General features: G+C 52.9%; 21 protein-coding genes and 1 riboswitch. Of the genes, 17 read left to right on the top strand and 4 right to left on the bottom strand.

Features of this window, described 5'->3' with window-relative positions:
* Window positions 1-71: 71 nt before the first annotated feature.
* The 7 genes from VN24_RS28095 (at window position 72) to VN24_RS07255 (ending at window position 5828) form a co-directional block, all read left to right on the top strand.
* Window positions 72-647, top strand: a complete 576-nt coding sequence (locus VN24_RS28095; protein WP_238590856.1) for a DMT family transporter — start codon at window positions 72-74, stop codon at window positions 645-647.
* An 11-nt stretch (window positions 648-658) separates the two neighbouring features.
* A complete protein-coding gene (locus VN24_RS28090) occupies window positions 659-982 on the top strand; it encodes a DMT family transporter (protein WP_238590855.1) in 324 nt (107 codons plus the stop codon).
* 47 nt (window positions 983-1029) lie between these two features.
* Window positions 1030-1362 carry a chaperone CsaA gene (gene csaA, locus VN24_RS07270; protein ID WP_045669847.1) on the top strand — a complete coding sequence of 111 codons (333 nt, stop codon included), beginning with the start codon at window positions 1030-1032 and terminating at the stop codon, window positions 1360-1362.
* Between the two features lie 124 nt (window positions 1363-1486).
* The gene (locus VN24_RS28690) at window positions 1487-1690 is read left to right on the top strand and encodes a type II toxin-antitoxin system RelE/ParE family toxin (RefSeq protein ID WP_082083657.1); all 204 of its coding nucleotides are present in this window, start codon (window positions 1487-1489) and stop codon (window positions 1688-1690) included.
* 137 nt (window positions 1691-1827) lie between these two features.
* Window positions 1828-3501 (top strand): glycoside hydrolase family 13 protein, encoded by a 1674-nt coding sequence (locus tag VN24_RS07265; protein WP_045669846.1) that lies wholly within the window; start codon window positions 1828-1830, stop codon window positions 3499-3501.
* A 284-nt stretch (window positions 3502-3785) separates the two neighbouring features.
* The gene (locus VN24_RS07260; RefSeq protein WP_045669845.1) at window positions 3786-4403 is read left to right on the top strand and encodes an NUDIX hydrolase; all 618 of its coding nucleotides are present in this window, start codon (window positions 3786-3788) and stop codon (window positions 4401-4403) included.
* 138 nt (window positions 4404-4541) lie between these two features.
* Window positions 4542-5828: a glycosyltransferase gene (locus tag VN24_RS07255; protein WP_045669844.1), complete on the top strand. Its 1287-nt coding sequence runs from the start codon at window positions 4542-4544 to the stop codon at window positions 5826-5828.
* A 3-nt stretch (window positions 5829-5831) separates the two neighbouring features.
* Here the strand turns inward: VN24_RS07255 and VN24_RS07250 are convergent, their stop codons facing one another.
* From VN24_RS07250 to VN24_RS07240, 3 genes are all read right to left on the bottom strand, one after another.
* Window positions 5832-6776, bottom strand: a complete 945-nt coding sequence (locus tag VN24_RS07250) for a DNA-3-methyladenine glycosylase family protein (RefSeq protein ID WP_238590854.1) — start codon at window positions 6774-6776, stop codon at window positions 5832-5834.
* A 106-nt stretch (window positions 6777-6882) separates the two neighbouring features.
* On the bottom strand, window positions 6883-8088 hold the full coding sequence (locus VN24_RS07245) for a Fe-Mn family superoxide dismutase (protein WP_045669843.1): 1206 nt from the start codon (window positions 8086-8088) through the stop codon (window positions 6883-6885).
* A 155-nt stretch (window positions 8089-8243) separates the two neighbouring features.
* Complete coding sequence (locus tag VN24_RS07240) at window positions 8244-9311, bottom strand: alpha/beta hydrolase (protein WP_082083655.1); 1068 nt, start codon at window positions 9309-9311, stop codon at window positions 8244-8246.
* Between the two features lie 265 nt (window positions 9312-9576).
* Between VN24_RS07240 and VN24_RS07235 the strand changes: the two genes are divergently transcribed.
* From VN24_RS07235 to VN24_RS07190, 10 genes are all read left to right on the top strand, one after another.
* Window positions 9577-10320, top strand: a complete 744-nt coding sequence (locus VN24_RS07235) for an IclR family transcriptional regulator (RefSeq protein ID WP_045669842.1) — start codon at window positions 9577-9579, stop codon at window positions 10318-10320.
* A 15-nt stretch (window positions 10321-10335) separates the two neighbouring features.
* The gene (locus tag VN24_RS07230; protein WP_045669841.1) at window positions 10336-10569 is read left to right on the top strand and encodes a cysteine-rich CWC family protein; all 234 of its coding nucleotides are present in this window, start codon (window positions 10336-10338) and stop codon (window positions 10567-10569) included.
* Window positions 10570-11038: 469 nt separating this feature from the next.
* A riboswitch (cyclic di-AMP (ydaO/yuaA leader) is annotated at window positions 11039-11192 on the bottom strand.
* Window positions 11193-11542: 350 nt separating this feature from the next.
* On the top strand, window positions 11543-12226 hold the full coding sequence (locus VN24_RS07225) for a M15 family metallopeptidase (protein ID WP_082083654.1): 684 nt from the start codon (window positions 11543-11545) through the stop codon (window positions 12224-12226).
* Window positions 12227-12325: 99 nt separating this feature from the next.
* Entirely contained in the window at window positions 12326-13933 is a 1608-nt protein-coding gene (locus tag VN24_RS07220; RefSeq protein WP_045669840.1) for an ABC transporter substrate-binding protein, read from the top strand.
* Window positions 13934-13953: 20 nt separating this feature from the next.
* Window positions 13954-14958 carry an ABC transporter permease gene (locus VN24_RS07215; protein ID WP_045669839.1) on the top strand — a complete coding sequence of 335 codons (1005 nt, stop codon included), beginning with the start codon at window positions 13954-13956 and terminating at the stop codon, window positions 14956-14958.
* A gap of 13 nt (window positions 14959-14971) precedes the next feature.
* The gene (locus tag VN24_RS07210) at window positions 14972-15847 is read left to right on the top strand and encodes an ABC transporter permease (protein WP_045669838.1); all 876 of its coding nucleotides are present in this window, start codon (window positions 14972-14974) and stop codon (window positions 15845-15847) included.
* A gap of 13 nt (window positions 15848-15860) precedes the next feature.
* Window positions 15861-16817, top strand: coding sequence for an ABC transporter ATP-binding protein (locus tag VN24_RS07205; protein WP_045669837.1), 957 nt, complete (start codon window positions 15861-15863; stop codon window positions 16815-16817).
* A gap of 8 nt (window positions 16818-16825) precedes the next feature.
* Window positions 16826-17776 carry an oligopeptide/dipeptide ABC transporter ATP-binding protein gene (locus tag VN24_RS07200; protein ID WP_045669836.1) on the top strand — a complete coding sequence of 317 codons (951 nt, stop codon included), beginning with the start codon at window positions 16826-16828 and terminating at the stop codon, window positions 17774-17776.
* Window positions 17769-18299, top strand: coding sequence for a helix-turn-helix domain-containing protein (locus VN24_RS07195; protein ID WP_045669835.1), 531 nt, complete (start codon window positions 17769-17771; stop codon window positions 18297-18299). Before VN24_RS07200 ends, VN24_RS07195 begins: the two co-directional genes overlap by 8 nt.
* Window positions 18300-18426: 127 nt before the next feature.
* Window positions 18427-19929 carry a D-serine ammonia-lyase gene (locus VN24_RS07190; RefSeq protein ID WP_420798609.1) on the top strand — a complete coding sequence of 501 codons (1503 nt, stop codon included), beginning with the start codon at window positions 18427-18429 and terminating at the stop codon, window positions 19927-19929.
* A gap of 944 nt (window positions 19930-20873) precedes the next feature.
* Here the strand turns inward: VN24_RS07190 and alr are convergent.
* On the bottom strand, window positions 20874-22025 hold the full coding sequence (gene alr, locus VN24_RS07185; protein ID WP_045669834.1) for an alanine racemase: 1152 nt from the start codon (window positions 22023-22025) through the stop codon (window positions 20874-20876).
* Window positions 22026-22162 lie beyond the last annotated feature (137 nt).

Here is a 22162-nt window from a genome sequence, read left to right as displayed (position 1 = left end):
TATCAGATCTTCGGCTTATCATTACAATCCTGTGCACAGACGATTGGATAAGACATTTTGGAGGCGTACATGTGAAAATAAATCAATCGTCGTTACCGTTTCATCCGTATATTTTGCTTTTCATCAGCATACTGTCTGTTTCGATCTCTTCCATCATGATAAAATCCTCAGATACTCCAACCTCTGTGGCTGGGATGTACAGATTGTATATATCCGTAATCATTATGCTTCCTTTTGTACCTTGGAAAACTCTCCGATCCTCAGAGATGAACAAAAAAGATTGGAGTACCGTTTTTTTAGCCGGTCTATTTCTCGGGTTATACTTCTTATGTTGGATGGAATCTTTAGTCTATACCTCAGTTGCGAGCTCCATGGTCATCTTATCTTTACAACCGTTATTTGTAATGATTGGTTCATACTTTATGTTTAGAGAACGAACCAACGTATTAACAATTCTTTGTTTGATTGCTGCTCTTTTAGGTTCAGTAATTATAGCTTGGGGAGACATCGGGGTTTCGCGGGAGGCGTTAATGGGAGATGGATTATCCTTATTAGGAACCATCTTGGTTTCAGCATATATGCTGGCAGGTCAAAAAGTAAGCCACAAAATAGACGCGAATTTATACAGTGTTATTGTTTTTTTCTAGGTGGGAGCGTCATGCTAGTCTACAGTTTGTTAAATAATATCATTTTGATCGAATATGACGCTTCGGATTGGACATATTTCGTTTTACTCGCGGTAATCCCAACTATTTTTGGGCAATATATTTTTAATCTGTTGTTAAAATCTATAGGCGCAACTACGGTTTCTGTAGGTATTATTGGAGAGCCTGTTTTAGCAATAATTCTCGCTTATTTATTCTTGGGAGAAACAATCTCTATCTTTCAATTCATAGGTGGATTGATGACATTACTGGGCATGGGTATGTATTTTTGGTCACAATCCTTAAACGATTCAGTTGCTAATTATAATTCAAATTGATTCGTGTGTAATTTTAAGAAAAGACAATAGATGAGGTGAATGTTAAAATGGCAACGATTGATGATTTTTTGAAACTGGATATTCGTGTTGGAACAATTATTAAAGCTGAGTTTTTCGCAAAGGCGAAAGTACCTGCTATCAAACTTGAGATTGATTTTGGACAAGAAATCGGAATAAAAACGTCTAGTGCACAAATTACAAAAAGATATACGGCTGAAGATATTATAGGGCAGCAAGTAATAGGGGTAGTCAATTTTCCTCCGCGTCGTATAGCCGGGTTTGACTCAGAGGTATTAGTTCTTGGAGGAATACCCGAAAAGGGGGATGTAGTCCTGTTAAAACCTGATTTCAAACTGCCTGATGGAACACCGATTGGGTGATCGAGCGTTACTGTAAAGGCTTATTCCACTTGTTTGCAGTTGGAGTGAGCCTATTTTGTATGCAGAAACTAAACATTCGCTCACAATATGGCACATAATTTACTCATAATTATGCTATAACAAGTTGTACGATGAAATCGTGGAGCATGTGGCATCACTTGCGGAGTTGCCATTTCGGTATCCGTTGATGAAAAATCCTGTTCTTCGGGCCAAAGGGTACCGTGTGCTCGTGGTGCAAAGTTACCTCGTGTTTTATGTGGTCGTGGGGGATGTAGTTCAGATCAGGCGTATATTGCACGGTAAACGGCAATACGAATTTCTATTGTAATGCAGTTTTCACTCCCTTAACTTAATCGAAAGTATACGCTCCCATAAATTGAACTGTTGCACAACTTAAAGCCGTTCTGCTTAAATAAAGGAGCAGCTAGTTCAAAAATCGACATACGAGACGTGGGGGCAGAAGCAGTGGAAAGAAAATGGTGGAAAGAAGCGGTAGCCTATCAAATTTATCCTCGGAGTTTTATGGACAGCAACGGGGACGGCATTGGCGATATTCAAGGTATCCTTTCCAAGCTTGATTATTTGCAAGACTTGGGGATTGACGTCATTTGGATTTGTCCGATTTTCAAATCGCCGAACGATGATAACGGATACGACATTTCCGATTATCAGGACATTATGCACGAGTTCGGAACGATGGACGATTTTGACCGGCTTCTGAGCGACGTTCATGAACGGGGAATGAAGCTCATTCTGGATTTGGTCATCAACCATACGTCCGACGAGCATCCTTGGTTCATCGAATCGCGCTCGAGTAAAAGCAATCCGAAACGCGACTATTACATTTGGGCCGATCCGAAAAACGGGGCGGAGCCAAACAACTGGGAGAGTATATTCGGCGGCCCGGCCTGGGAATTCGATGAGCTGACCGGTCAATATTTTATGCATATTTTCTCGAGAAAACAGCCGGACTTAAATTGGGAAAATCCAAATGTGCGTCAAGATCTGTATGGGATGGTCAACTGGTGGCTTGATAAAGGAATCGACGGTTTTCGGGTCGACGCGATTTCCCATATCAAGAAAGTGCCGGGTTTCCCGGACTTGCCGAATCCGCAGGAGCTGCTCTATGTACCCTCGTTCGAGGGGCATATGAACCGCGAAGGCATTCAAGATTTTCTGGATGAGTTAAAGCGGGAAACGTTTGATAACTATGACATTATGACGGTCGGCGAAGCGAACGGGGTAAGCGTCCAGGATGCGGAATTATGGGTAGGGGAGCAGCAAGGGAAATTCAATATGATTTTCCAATTTGAGCATTTAGGGCTTTGGAGTACAAGCGTGGGCGGCGGTTTGGATATCCAAGCGCTCCGGAAAACGCTCACCAGATGGCAGAAAGGTCTTGAAGGCTTCGGATGGAATGCGCTGTTTCTCGAAAATCATGACCAGCCGCGCTCCGTCTCCACGTGGGGCGATGACGGGACCTATTGGGACCCGTCCGCAAAAGCGCTGGCGACCATGTATTTTTTCATGGAGGGAACGCCTTTTATTTATCAAGGGCAAGAAATCGGGATGACCAACGTGCAATTTCCGTCGATTGACGATTACAACGATGTGGCGATCAAAAATCTGTACCAGATTGAAACGGAAAACGGAAAAACGCATGATGAAATTATGCCGATCATCTGGAAGAACGGCCGCGACAATTCGCGAACGCCGATGCAGTGGGATGACACCGATCAAGCCGGATTTACTTCCGGCACGCCTTGGTTAAAGGTGAATCCGAATTATAAGGAAATCAATGTCAAGCGGGCTGTCCTAGACTCCCGATCCATTTACCATTATTATCGAACGATGATCCGGCTGCGGAAAGAATATTTGAGCGCCGTCTACGGGACCTATGATCTCATCCTGCCGAACCATAAGCATATTTATGCTTATACAAGGACGCTCGGTGATGAGAAGCTGCTTGTTATTACCAATCTGTTTGCGGTAGAGACTGTATTTAGCCTGCCGAAAGACATTAAATATTCCTTCTCGGAGCTGTTGCTGGCCAATTATGAGACCGATCCCGCAAGCAGCGTCCGAAAAATGTCGTTACGACCGTATGAAGCGAGAGTTTATCGGCTAAGCACCAAGTAAAAACAACCACCAAAGCGATCAGGCGGGAAAGAGATGCCGGCTGCGACCGACGTTCGAAGCTGCATGTCTTTCCCGAGGCTGATCCGTCTTCAATCTTAATCATCTCTCCTACGGCATACCTCTGGCATATCCGCTAATTTTTATTTTACCCGTGAAGCATACATCTCCAATATGAATTAAATTTAAATTCGATATTGTTTGGAGACAGGAATGGAATGGAAAATAAGCGAATACATTCAAGCGCGTGTCCGATTTCATCATTTGTCCGAAAAGAGGGCGGTTGAATGGAAATAAAAGGTTTGGAATGGGCGAAACAGATTCAAGCGATTGCGCAAACGGGTCTGACCTACGCCAAAGACGTGTACGATATTGAACGGTACGAGGCGCTAAGGGAAATCAGCATCGATATGCTGGCCAATTACATGCTCGTCGGCAAGGACGAAATCAAGCTTGCGTTTGCAAGCGATGAAGGCTATGCCACCCCGAAGGTCGATATTCGCGGCGTCGTCTTCAAGGACGATAGAGTGCTGCTCGTTCGCGAGAAGCTGGACGGCGCCTGGTCGCTGCCGGGCGGCTGGGCCGATATCGGCTATTCGCCGTCCGAAGTCGCGGTGAAAGAAATCAAGGAAGAGGCCGGATTCGATGTCGCGCCGGTCAGGCTGCTCGCGGTATTGGACAAGAAATTTCACGGTCATCCGCCGGACCCTTTTCATATTTACAAGCTATTTATTGAGTGCGAAATCGTCGGCGGACAAGCGGCCGGCGGGGTGGAAACGAGCGCGGTCGCGTTTTTCGAAGAGGATAAGCTGCCGGAGCTCTCACTCGGGCGCAACACGGAAGAGCAAATCCGAACGATGTTCGAATTTCTGAAAATTCCGCACAAAAGCGTTATTCTCGATTAAGCTTGAAGCATGGCAAAATATCGCAGCATGAATGCCGTCAGGAGATGTTTCTTGACGGCATTTTTTGTCCCTGCAGTGAAGGAATTGCAAGGCTGAAGTTAAATATGAGCTGACCCTGATGGGATGGGAGCGATTCGAATGGCGAAATTTTTGTTCACGGTTGTACCGATTCACGGTCATATCAGTCCGGGACTGCCGATTGCCCGCAGGCTGGTGGAAATGGGACACGAGGTTCTCTGGTACAGCACCTCGAAGTACCAGGGTAAAATCGAAGCAACCGGCGCCCGTTTTACGAAGGTGCAGGCGGCCAAGGATTATGACGACGGCGATTTGAATGAGGCGTTTCCGGGAAGAGGCAAGCTGAATGGGCTAAACCAGCTTAAGTTTGATATGAAGCATATCTTTTTTGACGAAATGGTCGGGTTCGACGCGGATCTGGGTCGCATTCTGGAGGAATATCCCGCCGATGCGGTCGTGATGGATTCGGCTTTTGCCGGCATGATGCCGATGAAGCTGAGGGGCAGAGCGCCCAAAAGCGCCGTATACGGCATCCTGCCCTTGACGCTCAGCAGCAGGGACGCCGCTCCATTCGGATTTGGGCTGCAGCCGAGCGCTACGCCGCTGGGCCGGATCCGGAACCGCTTGCTGAATGGTTTTGTGCAAAATATGGTGTTTGCGGACGTACAGAAGCACGTGAACGCGCTGCTGACTCGATTGGGGGCTCCGAAGCTGCCGTGCTTTTATTTGGATGCGCCGGCGGCGCTCAGCGATTTGTTTATTCAGGGCACCTGCCCCTCCTTCGAATACCCGCGCAGCGATCTGCCGCAGAACGTCACTTTCGTTGGCCCTTATTTGCCGGCGAAACCGCAGGACTTCACCCCTCCAATCTGGTGGGAGGAGATGAAGGAGCATCGTCCGGTCGTGCATGTGACACAGGGGACGATTGCCAACGCCGACTTTCATCAATTGCTGATCCCGACGATTGAAGCGCTCGCATCCGAAGATATGTTGGTCGTTGCGACGACCGGAGGCAAACCGCTCGAGATGGTCGATATACCGCTTCCGAACAATGTAAGATTGGAGAAATTCATTCCTCATCACGAGCTGCTCCCCCATGTGGATGTGATGGTTACCAATGCCGGGTACGGCGGCGTTCAAATGGCGATTCATTCTGCCGTCCCGCTCGTTGCGGCCGGAAAATCCGAGGATAAACCGGAAGTATGCGCGCGGGTGGAGTGGGCGGGGGTGGGCATCAATCTGAAAACGGGACGTCCGACGAAGGACCAGGTGCTGCGTGCGGTAAGAGAAGTGCTGCACACCTCGTCCTATAAGGAAAACGTGCAGCGGTTGTCCAAGGAATTTCAGTCCTGCAATGCGCTTGAAAGAACGGCGCAAGAGCTGGTGGGGCTCGCCGAATCTCGCTGACGATTATACCAGGCTTCGCCATAAATAGAAGACGGCGTAGGCCTCCCAGCTCCGCCATGGCACGAAGAGCCGGCGGATTTCGTCCGCCGGCGGCTTTTGCGGCAGCTGAAGCAGCTGCTTCAGCGCGTTTTGCAGACCTGCATCGCCGATCGGAAACGCCGAAGGATCGCGCAAGCAGCGCATCAGCACGTAATGCGCCGTCCACGGCCCGATGCCGCGGATCTCAAGCAGCCGCCGCTCGGCAGCTCTGAAATCTCCGGATGCCATCAGCCCATCCTTGGAGAGCGCACCGGTTTCCATGAGCCGGGCGATTCCGATGATGTACTCGGCTTTCTTGCCCGTAAACTGCAGCTTCTTCAGCTCGTCGACCGCGAGGGCGGCGATGTCGCTTGGTTTCGGAAACAGCCAGTATTGCCGTCCGTTCCACTGGGTGTATCTGCCGAACGTTTGCACGAAACGCTTTTTTAGCGTATAAGCGAAGCTCAGGTTGACCTGCTGTCCAAGCACCGCCCAGATGAGCGCCTCGAACAAGTCGGGAACGCCGATAATGCGCAGGCCAACATAATCGGAGGCGAGCCTTCCGAGCAGCGGATCGTCTTTCGCCATCCGGTAGAATGGGGCCAGATCGGTGTGCAGATCGAACCACTCCCGTACATAATTCGCAGCTTGACCGCATGCCGCCCGGCTTAGGGGCGCTCTGTCCGCAAATCGGATTCGAATGGAAGAGGAGTCCTGTTCGCTAATTTCAATAAGCACCGGCTCCCGTTCCATTTCAAGCAGCTTATAAACGCTGCGGCCTTCAACGTAATGCAGACATTCGGCGGCCGACCGCGAGAGATACATGAGAGTTTCGGTATAACTGAACTCGCTTGGCGTCGTCAGCGTCACAGACCGGTCGTCCGAATGGAACGGTTCCCCGTATGTTTCGACAGCCGGCTTGTCCATCATGATCACGCACCTCCTCTTCGCCCATTATAAACCACTGTCCGCCCCCTGATAATAGCGGAGGAATAGGACAGCAAGTATTCGAAACTAATGGGCGAAATAGGGTCATTCAATCCCATACGAGCGTCTTCGCCTTGTGAAACCGTTCATTTACATACGGCCAGTTGACGACGTTCCACCAGTCTTTGATGTAGTCGGCCCTTTTATTTTGGTGCTTGAGGTAATAAGCGTGTTCCCATACGTCAAGCGGAAGAACCGGGACGATGTCCCATTGGGACAGGTTTTGATGCTTCTCTGCGGTCAGCACTTCCAGCCTTTGACTGCGCGGGCTCCAGACGAGAATGCTCCAGCCGCCCCCCTGTACCTTGGCAGCCGCTTCGCTGAACTGCTTCTTGAACGCCTCGTAGCTGCCGAAGCTGCGGTCGATTTCATCGGCAAGCTCATCTACCGGCCGGCCGCCGCCTTGAGGTGACATGACGTTCCAGAACAACGTGTGCAAATAATGCCCCGCTCCGTTGAAGGCAAGCTCGCACTCCCAGTGGCGAACAAGCGAAAAGTCGCCGCTCTGTCGCGCCTGCTGCAGTTCTTTTTCCGCTTTATTCAGTCCGTCGACATAGCTTTGATGGTGCTTATCGTGATGAATCCTCATCGTGGCCTCGTCGATATACGGCTCCAGCGCGTTGTAAGGGTAGGGCAGCGGAGGGAGCGTATGCCCGCCGATCGGCACCGGTTTGCGGGATTCGCGCTCTTCCACGCCTATCAGGTCCAAATTATGCTCATAAGCCAAAATGCCGCTGCCGTCTCCGATTCCAGGCAATCCGGCGGTAGGTATACCGCCCTTTTCCGCTGCCGGATCCGTGTGCGGATCCACGCCTTGATTCCGGGCATGCTCGATCGCTTCCATCTTGCCCAAGTAATACGTTGATTCCCGCAGCGCATGCAGCACGACCGAGCGCGCTGCCCCATCCGCCTTTAAAACGGCGCTGCCGCCCACGATCTGCATCAGCTGCAAGGCGAACGTCTGCGACTGGAGGGCCGCCGCCTGCAGCAGCGCATCCGTTCCGCTTCGCAGATCGCCGAAAGTTGGGGCGGCATTCCTAGCCTGCGCAGCGACGGCGGCTTCGAGCCAAGCGCCTGCACGCTGCTCCGTTTTCTCGAACACCGTTCTCCATGAGCGCAGCAGCGCCAAATAGGCCGGCTCCAAGCGGGGAACGGCCTTTTGGATGACGTCCATATGTTCTTTTTCCTGCGTTTTCCACTCTCTTATTTCTTCCAACAGCCTCAGCGGCATCCGGGAACCATAAACAAAAAGCACGACAAAGGCCTCCCTTCGCGTCCGAATACACCATTACCACTATATTCGGGGGAAGATCGGCTTATGCCGTGCTTCATCTTCAGCAATCAACCGCTGCCATGCAGCGCAGTGCCGTGTCAAGTTATCCTCTAATTTGCGAACGCTGCCGGTTTAGATTACGAATTGTCCGCGTCGAGCGACTGGTTGACCTGGCTCAGAAACAGGGCGGCTCGCTGAATATATTCTTTCGGATGCTCCCGGAACAGCAGCTCATGGCTGCCGCCGTTTACGATCCATTCCCGGGAGAGGGGATTGGTCTGCTTGCTTGCGATCGCCTCGGCGGTCGCATAGGAAGCTTTGGCGTCCTTCGTGCCGTGCATAATAAAAATCGGAATATCATAAGACGTGCTCTGTACGGAAGAAGCGGGAATTTTGTTGAAATCGACCCCGGTCCAGAGCGGCAGCAATTTCTCAATCATCGGAAGGGACGGAAAACGCGGCAAATCGATGATTTGCCTCACATTCTCAAACAGCGAGTCCGGGCTCGGCAGAAACAGGCTGTCAAGAACCAGCGCATCGATTTGGTTCGTTTGCAGCGCCGCCTGCAGCGCGGTTCCGGCTCCCATCGAGAAGCCCCAAACGACGACTTCTTTGGACCCGTGGTCGCGGGCGTACTTCACGGCGGCGAGCAGCTGCTGGGATTCTTCGTATCCTCCCGTCGCCGGCGCTTTATATTTCGCTGAGGCGTAGCCGTAATCGAACATCAGCACATTATAATGGAGCTTATGAAGCAGATTGGCCAAATCGTACATCGGCACCCACGTTTCTTCGCGGTTCGCCCCGTAACCGTGGCTGAAGACAATCGTTCGTTCCGATTGCTTCGTGCCGCTGCCGGCTTTGGAAGCGGGGATGTACCAGCCGCCTACCGTCGTGCGGCCGCTCATGCTCGGAAACGTCACATCGGTATAATCGAGATTTTTGGCCAGCTTCGGATTAGAAGTAAGAGGCGCAACATAAGGATAAGCGACCATCCAAGCGATATAGCCGTGAAAAGCGACAACGGTCAATACTACAAGCGCCATTAACGCCGACATTAAAGCGACGAACGCATGCTTATGACGGGTAAAATTACGGGTGGTAGCGGGGGCCGGACCTTCAGGCAGTTGCGCAGGGGCCGGAAGCGGGAGCAAGTCCGGGGAAAAAGATCCTTCAAGCGGCATCGGTGTTGTCATCGTGGTGCTCATGGCGAGTCGAGTCCCCCTTGTCGATGAAAGGAATAAATCGTGCTTTGTACCTTTATCGTATGTCCGGTATGTACGGGCTGTCAATTGATGTCGAGATAATGTAACCCGTTGTAATCGAATTGTAAAATAAGGTCGTCGCCTTTACGCAAACTAAAGATTCACGTATACTAGGTGTAACAGTGTTTCACTCTATGAAACAAAGGGGTAGAAGAGAGAAGCGGGGCAACGGGCGGAAAAGCGGCGGCAGCTTAAGGAGGAACGCAGCGTGCAGGATGGAAAATTGAACGTTCGCGCGGTGGAGCGAGCGCTTGATATTTTACTTTGTTTTACGTCGGACAGCAATTTGGCGATGACGGAAATTGCCGAGCGCACGGAGCTTCATAAGAGCACCGTGCACCGGATGCTGTCGACGCTCGAGGCGAAAGGCTTTGTCGAACGGGACCGGGCAAGCGACCGTTACCATCTTGGGATGCGGGTGTGGGAGCTGGCCGCCAATTTGTCGCAGTCCGACGATCCGGCGGTCATCTGGCTGCCGGAGATGGAGCGGCTGCGGGATGCGCTCGGCGAGACGGTCAGCCTCTATGTACGCGACGGGAAGGAGCGGATCCGCATCCAGGCGGTGCAGAGCAATCAGGCGGTGCGCCGGGTGGCGCCCGTCGGGGTGCGGCTGCCGCTCTATGTCGGCGCTTCGGGCAAAGTGCTGATCGCTTACGCGGACCCTCTCGAACAGGACATGTTGATGCGGGAAGCGGACGCCTCCGGCGTCATCGATCCGCAGCGCTTCCGGGAGCAGCTCGAAGAGATCCGCCGCATCGGCTACGCAACCTCTACGGAAGAGCGGGAGCAAGGCGCGGCGGCCGTATCCGCCCCGATCTTCAATCATGCGGGCAAGCTGGCGGGCGCGCTGGCGGTATCCGGACCTGCGGGAAGGTTTACGATGGACATTATGCGGCAGTGCGCACCGCAAATTATGGAATCTGCGCTGCGCATGGGCACGATGCTCCGATAACGAGGGGGTGTGTACATGGCTGCAAACGGCACAGCTGCCGACGATGCAGCGATGCGCTGCCCGCTCTGCGGTGGCGGCAATGCGTGCAGTGTGGCGCAGGGCGGAGACGGAACCAATTGCTGGTGCGTGAAGGCGAATTTTCCTAAGGAGTTTTTCGCGCAAATACCGGATGATCAAAGAGGAAGGGCGTGCTTTTGCGCCGGCTGCCTGCAGCGGTTCAAAGAACGGCGGGGGCTGGAGAAGCCTTGAACGACAATAAGAGCGCTTGGCGGCACGCGGCCCCCGAAGCGCTCTTTTGCACATAATTTTCTTTGTTACGTCAGCCGGATGTGAATGTCGCAATCTTCGTAAAGCGACGTTTCGGTCCAAAAGAATGTCGCCGGAAACAGCTTCTCCTGCCGGGCATTCGGCGCTACGGCCTGAATCAGCAGCATGCTGCGCCGGTCCGACCTTAGTTCGGCGTTCTGCTCCAGCTCTCTCAGCGCTTCCGTCTGGGTCCTGCCGAGAAAACGCCGGAACCAGCCGCTCCATGCGTACCAATCGCCGGGGATGTCGGGAAGCTGCAGATCGGTCGTGCTCCAACAGTAAGAAGGCCCGCAGTTCAGGTGGAGGACAACTCTGTACCCGCTTTCAATTTTCCAAATAAAAAAATCCGCTTTACGATCTTGCGGCCTAGCTCCGCATGTACGGAACGGACGCTTTCCAGTTCCTGCATGTTTATCTCTCCTTTGTTCGCTGACGGGGTTAGCTGACGGATTCGGGCCAGAGAGTCGCCCTACCAGGAAGCCGCAATCGGCTTGCCGGATTCACCCCTGCGGACTGATCCGCGTTCGGTTCCCCCGCTTCCAATCGGAATTAAGCGAAAATAATTAGAAGTGCAGCACTTATCATCATAATGCAAGCGAGCGTTTTTGTAAAAAGACAAATGACGCCAAAAGACCGGCTAAAGCCGTCGAATGGTCGATCGCGCAAGCAAATGCTGCGGTTATCGGCAATTTTTGTTGTTCGCTGCGCAATAAGTGCCGGGCTTCTATTGCCGGGCTTCTACTAACGTTACAATTTACGGACGGCTCTTATTTTTCAATAATCTAAAAAAAGTTTTACTTTACTAAAATAATTAAATAGGTTACTATTGTGAAAGTCGATGTCATATTTCATGACATTGAAGATAATATACGGCATTAACGAACAGCTTCGCAGAATTTACCCTATGGAGGCAGTTATGGATTCCAATCTCCAACTATCCCACAACGAACACTTCTATCGATCCATTCCAATTCAAGAAACCGGAGAGCCTTTAGTTTCATTATCGGACATTTCGCCCCGGATTAAAGTACTCCCTTATTATTTTCATCACAATGTTCCCGGAGCGCTAAATGATTGCTACTTACGGGCAGGGGCGGCGCAAAGGCTGGCGCTGGCGGCGGAGAACCTTCCGGATGGCTGTTGCTTTGTCGTGCTGGACGGCTGGAGGCCGAGCGAAGTTCAACGCGCGCTGTATGAAACGATCCGGGAATCGTTTCGGCGAAAGGGAATGAACGAGAGCGAGGTCGCCCGCGAGCTCGCGAAGTTCGTCGCTTATCCTTCGGACAATGTCGATATGCCATCGCCGCATATGACCGGCGGAGCCGTCGATCTGACCATCGCCGATCCAGAAGGATGGCTCGACATGGGAACCGGATTTGATGAATTCACGGTTAAAGCCAGGACCGATTGGTACGAGCGGGCGGCTCTCTTGACCGAAACCGAATTGAAGATTCGCACGAACCGAAGGCTCCTGAAACAGGTCATGGCGAATGCCGGATTCGAAAACTACGATGAGGAATGGTGGCACTACGATTACGGAAATCAGCGGTGGGCGATGCTGACCGGCGGACAGGCCATCTACAAAGGAGTGCGCAAATAAAGGCTGTTTTCTATAATGCGTTTCAATATATTAAATAACTTTTTAATATATTGCGACTTTATATAGAACCTATAGCGAATTCAATTTAGGAGGGTACCTATGAAATCTCGCGTTTTTGAATTGATTTGTATTCTCGTCCTCATCCTGGCTTTGACGGCTTGCAGCGGCAAATCCGCCCAATCGGGAGCGACAAACCAGGCAGCACCTTCTACGACAGACAATACGGCCGGCACTACAAGCGGCGCCAAAGACAGCCTGGTCGTAGCGATGACCGCGGACGAAGGCACCCTCGATCCGGCGGTTACGATGGACAATGCCGCCTGGAAAATAACATACCCGACGTATGAACGGCTGGTTGAGTACGACGGAGCGACAACCGAAGTGAAGCCGGGACTGGCCAAGGATTGGAAGGTGAGCCCGGACGGAAAGACGTGGACCTTTACCCTTAACGAGGGCCATAAGTTTGCCGACGGGACGGCCGTCGATGCCGAAGCGGTGAAATTCACGTTCGACCGCATCCTGAAAATCGCCAAAGGCCCGGTCGATGTGTTCGGCGTCATTCAGGAAGTGAAAGCGCCGGATGCCAAAACCGTCGTGTTTACGCTTAAAAATAACTTCCCGCCGTTCTTGTCCACTTTGGCTGCGAACTACGGCGGAATCGTGAGCCCGAAAGTAAAGGAGCATGAAGTAAACGGAGATTTGGGTCAAAGCTATTTGGCCGAGCATACGATGGGCAGCGGCGCTTACCAGCTGACGGAATGGAAGAAGGGCGAGTATCTGAAGCTGGAGCTGAATCCGAACGCTTCCGTCAAGCCGGCGCTGAAGACCGTTTATTACAAAATCATCGCCGATCCGTCGGCGCAGCGTTTGCAGCTGGAAAAAGGCGATATCGACATCGCCGAAGGAATCCCGGTCGAGCAGCTGGGCGGAGTAAGTGCGCTGCCGAACGTGCAAATCGTGCAGCAGCCGAGCCTGTTTGTCGATATTGCCTATATTAATTCGAGCAAAGGGAACCCCGCTCTTAAAGATCCGAAGGTGCGGCAGGCGATCAGCTACGCCGTCGATTACAAAGCGATTGCCGACTCGGTGCAGCAGGGATACGCCACCCAGATGCGCGGCCCGATTCCGCAAGGGCTGTGGGGCCATAACGACAACGCGAAGCAGTACAGCTTCGATACCGCGAAAGCGAAGTCGCTGCTCGCCGAAGCGGGCGTAAGCAACCTGACGCTCGATCTCGTTTATTCCGATAAATGGCCGTGGTGGGAGACCGAAGCGCTCACCCTTCAATCTTACCTGGGCGAAGCCGGCATCAAATTGAACTTGAAAAAAGTCGCCTACGCGACGCAGCGCGACATGATCGACAAAGGCGATTTCGATTTGTGTCTCGGCGTCTGGAGCCCGGACTTCGCCGATCCGTTCATGTTCATGAACTACTGGTTCGATTCCAGCAACTTCGGACTGTCCGGAAACCGCGCGTTTTACAAAAATGATCAAGTGGACGGACTCGTGCGCAAAGCGGCATCCGTCAACGATCAGGCGGAGCGGGAGACGCTTTACAGCCAGGCGCAGGATATCGTAATCGACGAAGCTCCTTATGTTCTCCTGTACCAGAAAGATTATTTGCTGCCGGTCAGCAAAGCGGTGAAAGGATTCCTGTACAATCCGATGCTGGAAGGAATCTATAATGTGGCGGAAATGTCAAAATAGATGAAGGAGCGTGTTTTCTCATGGGGCAGATGATCGCCAAACGTCTTATCATGCTGTTCTTCGTAGCTTTCGGAGTGACGCTGATCATCTTTTTTCTCTCGCATATCATTCCGGGAGATCCCGCAAGAATGCTGGTAGGCCAACGTGCGAGTGAGCAAACACTGCAGCAAGTGAGGCATCAATTGGGCCTGGATCAACCGGTCTGGGTCCAATATTTCACTTATGTCAAAGGACTTTTCGCGGGGGATCTCGGAATTTCCATTCGTACGCAGCAGCCGGTTGCGCAAGACTTGTTCGTCTTTTTTCCGGCAACGATTGAACTGGCCCTGCTCGCTTTTCTGTTCGCGCTTATCGTCGGGATACCGCTTGGCGTCCTGTCCGCCGTCAAGAAGGATACCGGCTGGGATCATGGCGCGCGGGTGTTCTCGATCGCGGGCGTTTCAACACCGGTATTTTGGAGCGGACTCGTCATGATTCTTGTTTTCTACGGCTATTTAGGTTGGTTTCCTTCAACCGGACGGCTCGATATGGACATTGCGCCGCCGGCGCGCATTACGGGCTTGTATCTGCTCGACAGTCTGCTGACGGGCAACTGGGCCGCTTTCAAAAACAGCTTGTGGCATCTGTTCATCCCGGCCGTAACGCTTTCCTATGCCCAGCTCGCCATCATTACCCGCCAGGTGCGGGCAAGCATGCTGGAAGTGCTCGGACAGGAATATATCCGGACGGCTCTGGCCAACGGGATCAGCGGACCGTTTCTGCTGCTGCGTTACGCACTGCGCAACGCGCTCATTCCGACCATCACCGTTGTCGGGCTGTCGTTCGGCTCGCTGCTGGGTGGGGCCGTCGTGACGGAGACGATTTTTGCCTGGCCGGGAATGGGCAAATATGTCGTCGACTCCATTTCCTATCTCGATTTTCCGGCGATTATGGGCTTCACCCTGATCATTTCAATCGGCTATGCGCTCATCAATCTTATCGTCGATTTGGCTTATTACGTGCTGGATCCGCAAATTAAAGCGTAAGGGAGGGCAAACGATGCAAGTTCAGATAAACGAAACGGTTCTCCCGCCTGCAAAAGAAATCAATCCATTTTGGTACAAATTGAAGAAAAATCCGATGACGATAATCGGGCTGGCGATTTTGGCGATCATGATTCTGCTTTCGTTGGCGGCTCCGCTAATCAGCGCCCACGACCCGAACAAGATCAACGTCATCGAGCGGTTTCAAGGCCCGTCGGGGAACCATTGGTTCGGAACGGACGAAGTCGGACGGGATATTTTCACCCGTATTTTATATGGGGCGCGCCTGTCTCTCGGTATCGGCATCGTCATTGTCGTTTGCGCCGGGCTGATCGGCACGGTACTCGGAACGATTGCCGGTTATTTCGGGGGCAAGGTCGATCAAGTGATAATGCGGATTATGGATATGATTCTCGCCTTCCCGACGCTCATATTGGCGATGGCGTTTGCCGCCGCGCTCGGCCCGAGCCTGCAAAACGCGATGATTGCGATTGCTGTCGTCAAAATTCCCGTTTATGTCCGATTAGCGCGGGGAGAAACGCTGGCCCTGCGGGAAAAGCTGTTTGTGAAAGCGGCCGTGACGTTTGGCATCAAGCCGCGGCGCATCATTGCCCGCCACATCATTCCGAATGTCGTCTCTCCGGTTATTATCCAGGTGACGCTTGATATCGGGGACGCGATTCTGATGGTCGCGACGCTCGGATTTCTTGGATTGGGCGCTCAGCCTCCCGCTCCGGAATGGGGCGCGATGATTAGTACGGGCTGGAAATATTTGCTCGATTACTGGTGGTATCCTACTTTTCCCGGTTTGGCCCTTTTCTTGACATCCGGTGCTTTAAATCTGATCGGGGACGGAATTCGGGATATTTTGGATCCGAAATCCAGCCGCTAGGGAGGACAAAAGGATGCTGATCGATATCAAAAATTTATCGGTGGAATTCCATGGCATGCGCGGTACGATGAAAGCATTGCAGCACGTCAATCTATCGATCCAAAAAGGCGAAATATTGGGCGTTGTCGGCGAGTCCGGGTCCGGCAAGTCCGTGACGGCGCTTTCGATTCTCGGTTTGCTGGAGAAAAATGCCGAAGTGACCAGCGGTGAAATATGGTATGCCGGCAAAAATCTGCTGGCGCTCAGCAAAAAAGAAATACAGGCGATCCGCGGCAAAGAAATCGGCATGATTTTTCAGGAGCCGATGACCGCCCTGCATCCGACGATGCGCGTCGGCAAGCAGCTGGCGGAGGTCATGAAGAGACATCGCGGCGTAGCCGGCAAAGAAGCCAAACGTCTTGCGGTACAAGCGCTGCGGGACGTTCAGATCCACGATCCCGAACTGGTCGCGGAGAAATATCCGTTCGAGCTGAGCGGCGGCATGCGGCAGCGGGTCGTGATCGCGCTGGCGATGGCGGCCCCCCCTGACCTGCTGATCGCGGACGAATCAACGACGGCGCTCGATGTGACGATTCAATATGAAATTTTGAAGCTGATGAAGGAACTGTCGGTGAAGCGCGGAACGTCGATTCTGTTCATTACGCACGATCTCGGCGTTGTTGCCGAGCTGTGCAGCAAGGTTGCCATTATGTATGCCGGAGAAGTGGTGGAGACGGGAAGCACGCTGGACGTACTGCGCTCGCCGCAGCATCCGTATACGCAAGCTTTGCTTAACGCCCTTCCCGATTTGGCCGACCCGAACGAGCCGTTGCAGGCCATTGAAGGCAGCGTGCCCGATTTGCGAAATCGTCCCATTGGATGCTGCTTCGCATCCCGCTGTCCACAGGCCGTCCAAATATGCAGTGAACGCAAACCCGAGCTGGATCAGCGGACGCCGGGACATCGCGCAGCCTGCTGGGTAGGGAGGTAATGAAACGAATGAACGATTTAATTCAAATGCGGCAAGTGGGCAAGCGGTTCGGCAAAGGGAAACAGCTCGTTCACGCAGTTCAGGAAATGACGATGTCCATCCGCCAAGGGGAAGCGTTCGGGCTTGTCGGAGAATCCGGATCGGGGAAAAGCACGATCGGCAAAATGCTGATCGGGCTGGAAATGCCGACGGAAGGAAGCATTACGTACCTTGGAGAATCATTATGGAACAAAGGGAAGTTCCATAGTCCGCGTCCCGGGCAAATTCAGATCGTATTTCAAGATCCCCAGTCTTCGCTTGATCCTCGCATGACCGTTAAAGACATTATTTTAGAACCGCTTCATGCGCTGCCGGCGGCGGAGCGGAAGGATAAGGGGGCGGAAGCGAAGCTTCATGCGCTCATCAAGCGGGTGGGCCTAAAAGAAGAGCATCTTTACCGTTATCCGCACGAGTTCAGTGGCGGGCAGCGGCAGCGGATCGCGATCGCGCGCGCGTTAATTACCGATCCGTCTTTTATCGTGCTCGATGAGCCGACCTCGGCTCTTGACGTTTCCGTGCAGGCACAGGTGCTCAACCTGCTGAAAGAGCTTAAAAAAGAACGGAATTTAACGTATTTATTTATTTCGCATAATATGTCGGTCATTCGCTACATGTGTGACCGGATTGCCGTATTATATAAGGGTAAGCTGGTTGAGGTCGGCCCCGCCGGGGAGTTGTTCCGGCAGCCCGACCATCCGTATACGCGGATTCTGCTGTCTTCCCTGCCGAGCGTGTACGAAGAAACGACACAAGGTATCGGGTTTGCCGAGCCGGCAGCGGACGGTGGCAGCGGGGCGTGCGTGTTTTACCAAAAGTGCCCCTTGCGTCAAAACATTTGTCTTAAGGCGCCTCTTTTTGCGGAAAAGGAACAGGATTGGGGCTGTGCATGCCATTTACTTGAGGTGAATGCGAATGTTTAACGGTGAACGCGTGCGGGAAATGCGCAAACAGCGAGACTACACCCTTCAGGAGCTCGCGGAAAAAACAGGACTGAGCATCGGTCTGCTGTCCCAAATCGAACGGGGGATCGTCGATCCGACGGTAGGGACGTTTTGGAAAATTTGCACCGCGCTGAACGTTCCGATCCATCACTTTTTTCAAGGCATCGAAGAAGAGCACATTGTTGTCCGCAAAGACCGGCGGCGGTTGATGGAGCTGTCCGACTCCAATGTCCGCTACCATATTCTTTCTCCGAACCGTCCCGGCAAAATCGAGTACTTGCTCGTGGAGATTGAGCCGGGGGATATGATTGAAAAAGATCTGATCAGCCATTCGGGCGAGGAGTGCGGCTTCGTCATTCAAGGGGAAATGAAAATCATCCTGGATCAGCAGGAGATTGTATTGAATGAAGGGGACAGCATTTGCTTTCCGAGCACGACGCCGCACCGGTATGTCAATATCGGAAGCGGCGTAGCGGTATCCATATGGGCTATGGTTCCTTAAGGGTCAACAATCGTTGGCCCTTTGGCTTGTATTACCGGGGCTTAATAGAACGGATGCTCTTTGGCTGTATTACGGAAGCTTGATAGAACGGACACTTAGGCTGTATTACCGGAGCTTGATAGAACGGATGAAGGTTGTGATGACGATGGAGCCGGCCGGCAAAGATTTGATGCGGACTTTAACCGAGCAGTTCCCTTTGGTCAGCGAGCTGATCGCTGCCAAGGAATTGTTCTGGGCTAACCCGGGCTATGAGCCGTTTGAACGAGGCAGTGCGAACGTTTCGCTTTCGCAGGAAGATGTGACGGAGGCGGAAGACAGGCTGCGGCGGTTCGCGCCTTATCTTGCGCAGGTGTTTCCCGAGCTGAAAGAGAATGGCGGAATCATTGAATCTCCGCTCGTTGAGATTGCTTCGATGAAGGCGTATATGGAGCGGCAGTATTTGGAACGGCAGTACATGGAGCAGCAGAGCATGGATCAGCACTTTGATCCAAAGCTGGCCGGCCGGCTGCTGCTGAAATGCGACAGCCATCTTCCGGTTTCGGGCTCGATTAAAGCAAGAGGCGGCATTTACGAGGTGCTGAAGCACGCGGAGGAGCTGGCGATCCGTCATGGGCTTCAGACGCGCGGAGAATCCGCACCGAGCCAGCTCCCGGCGCGCGGTGCAGCTTCGCATGACGGTGGTCAATCACATGATGATTATTCGGCACTCGAAGGCGGTCAACCCCATGCAGATTATACGGCGCTCGACAGCGAAAAATTCCGGGATTTTTTCTCGCAATATTCGGTTGCCGTCGGTTCCACCGGAAATTTGGGGCTTAGCATCGGCATTATGAGCGCCCGGATCGGGTTTAAAGCAACCGTTCATATGTCGGCGGATGCGAAGCAGTGGAAGAAGGATTTGCTCCGCAGCAAAGGCGTTACCGTCGTCGAATACGTTTCGGATTACAGCAAAGCGGTCGAGGAAGGCCGTAAGCAGGCTGCGCAGGATCCGAAGTGCTATTTTATCGACGATGAGAACTCCGTGGATTTGTTTCTTGGTTACGCCACTGCCGCTTCCCGGCTGTCCAAGCAGCTGGAAGAAATGAATATCCGGGTGGATGCCGAGCATCCGCTGTTCGTCTATCTTCCGTGCGGCGTGGGCGGCGGTCCCGGCGGCGTCGCGTTTGGACTGAAGCTGCTGTTCCAAGATCACGTCCATTGTTTCTTTGCGGAGCCTACTCATTCACCGTGCATGCTGCTCGGGATGATGACGGGACTGCACGATGGGATTTCGGTCCAGGATATCGGCATGGATAACGTGACGGCGGCCGATGGCCTTGCCGTCGGAAGGCCTTCCGGCTTCGTCGGCCGCATGATGGAGCCGCTGCTCAGCGGCTGCTATACGGTGGACGATTCGACCCTGTACCGCTTACTGCAGGCGATGGCGGCGACCGAAAACATCCGTTTGGAACCGTCCGCCTTGGCCGGCGCGCTCGGACCGGTTCAGCTGCTGAGCACCGCATCCGGACAGGAATATATACGGCGGCATCAGCTGCAGGACCGGATGAGCCGCGCGGCGCATATCGTTTGGGCAACCGGCGGCAGCATGGTGCCGAAGGAAATAATGGAGGAGTATCTGTCAAAAAAGTAGCGTCGTAAAAGTATCCGCTGCGCGGGCGGATTTGATCTTCCGATCGCCACCGTCCCCGGATTCTCTAGGATTCATTAAGCCCTTAACAGGGTTAGAATCCGGGGACAAAAGCGACCGCTTCGCTTCTTCAGATTCAAATCCGCCCACTCCGCTCCCTTTTTTTCAGGGTGGGGTGACAGATGAGGCGTCGCTAGCAAAGCTCGCTCGCCTGAAATCTAGAACCCTTGATCCGATCAAACATGCAGCTTGCAGCTTCATAGCTGATTGTATTCATATCGACGGCGAACTCGTCGATCGAAATAGCCGACTTTCTGTAACGAACGGGTGCCTTTGTAACTGAGCACTTGCGTGGTGAACCGAACGAAGAGGCTGACTCGTGACTTGAGAAGTGAATGGGTTGCCATTGTCTTGGCTACTTGGAAACGTGCGGGGAACTAAGCCGAGAGGATGACCTGTGACTGGAGAGTCGAAGCGAATGCCATTGTCCCCGGGCATTTGTAAACGCGTGGTGAAATCGAGCGAAGACGCTGACTTGTGACAAGAGAAACGAAGCGGTTGCCATTGAGCCCGGGGCACCTGGAAATGTGCGGTGAAACTGAGCGTAGAGGCTGACTCGTGGCTGGAGAAGCGACTGCGGTTGCCGTTGTCTCCGGGTACCATGGAAACGTGCGGTGAACTGAGCGTAGAGGCTTGCTCGAGACTGGAGAAGCGACAGCGTTCGCCTAAAGGCTTTCTGGAAGAAAGCCACTTCGGAAGCATACGCTTAGACGGATCGTAACCCTGAAAGGGTATTAATTAAAACGATCCGTCTACAACAGCGATCGGAAGTACGAGTCAGCCGCGCAGCGGCTTGTTTCACCGCACTTTCCGAACTATCGGCACCATGGGAACGGCAGCGATCGGAAGCACGAGTCAGCCGCGCAGCGGCCTGTTTCACCGCACTTTTACACACACACCCGAGGAACTCTCGATCCGATCAAACATACGACTTCATAGTTGATCGTGTTCATATGAGCGGCGACCTCGTCGATCGAGATAAACGCGTCTTCCGCGTCTTCGGATCCGCCGAACAAAATGACTTCATCGCCGACCTGAACATCAGCAACGTTCGTAACGTTCAGCATCGCCTGATCCATGCAGACCTTCCCGATGATCGGAACCCGCTGACTGCGGATGATAGCGTATCCTTTATTGGACATTTGCCGCGACAGTCCGTCCGCATAACCGATCGGAATCGTCGCCGTGACGATATCTCTGTCCGGAATGTACGTGCATCCGTAGCTGACGGGCTGGTCCTTCGGCACGTTTTTTAAAGCGGCAATTTTCGTTTTCAGCTGCATCGCCTGCCGCAGCGGAAAGTCCGGATGCTGCACCGCAGCCGATGGATGCAGGCCGTACAGCGCGATGCCGACGCGGATCATATCTTCGTGCATCTCGGGATATAACATGGCGGCGGCGCTGTTGCAGCAGTGCTTGATCGGGACGTGAATATGATGGCTCTCCAGAAATTGAACGACAGCGGAGAATCGTTCATACTGGCGCCGGGTATAAGACGAATCCGGACGATCCGCATCCGCAAAATGAGTGAATAGCCCTTCCAGACGGACGAACGTGGAAGACAGCGCTTTTTGCGCAAGCGTCAGCGCTTCTGCGTTGGTCGCAACGCCGATACGCGTCATGCCGGTATCGATTTTGAGATGCATGTCCGCATGCATGTGCAGCCGCTCCGTACAAGCGATCATTTCGTCCAGCACCGGTTCGGAGAATACGGTTAAAGCAACCCGGTTCCGTACAGCCGTTTCCACGGCAAAAGGCGGCGTGTAGCCAAGTACAAGGATCGGCTGCTCCACTCCCGCAGTGCGCAGCTTGAGCGCTTCGTCCAAAATCGCAACGCCGAGATAATCGGCTCCAGCCGCAAGCGCGGCTTGGGCTACTTCAATGGCGCCGTGGCCATAGCCGTTTGCTTTTACGACCGCCATTAGCCGGCAGCGCTCCTTGATGTTCGATTTGAACAGAGCGGCGTTATGGGAGACGGCGCCCAGCGATATCTCCGCCCACGTTTCCCGGAAGCTGACCGGATGCTCGACATTTTTCACATCTTAACCACCTTGTACGCTTTTTACCAAGTATAAAAGGAAGCGTGCGCTTTTTCATTGTGGAATCGGATAAAAAAGACAAATTCCAGTTGTGTTTTTTCACATAGGCAACGTTAACAATCGAGTGGAGGGGAAAG

The sequence above is a fragment of the Paenibacillus beijingensis genome (assembly GCF_000961095.1).
Taxonomy (GTDB): Bacteria; Bacillota; Bacilli; order Paenibacillales; family Paenibacillaceae; genus Paenibacillus_O; species Paenibacillus_O beijingensis.
The sequence above is the reverse complement of the archived record's forward strand: the minus strand, read 5'-3'. Positions and strand labels throughout refer to the sequence as shown.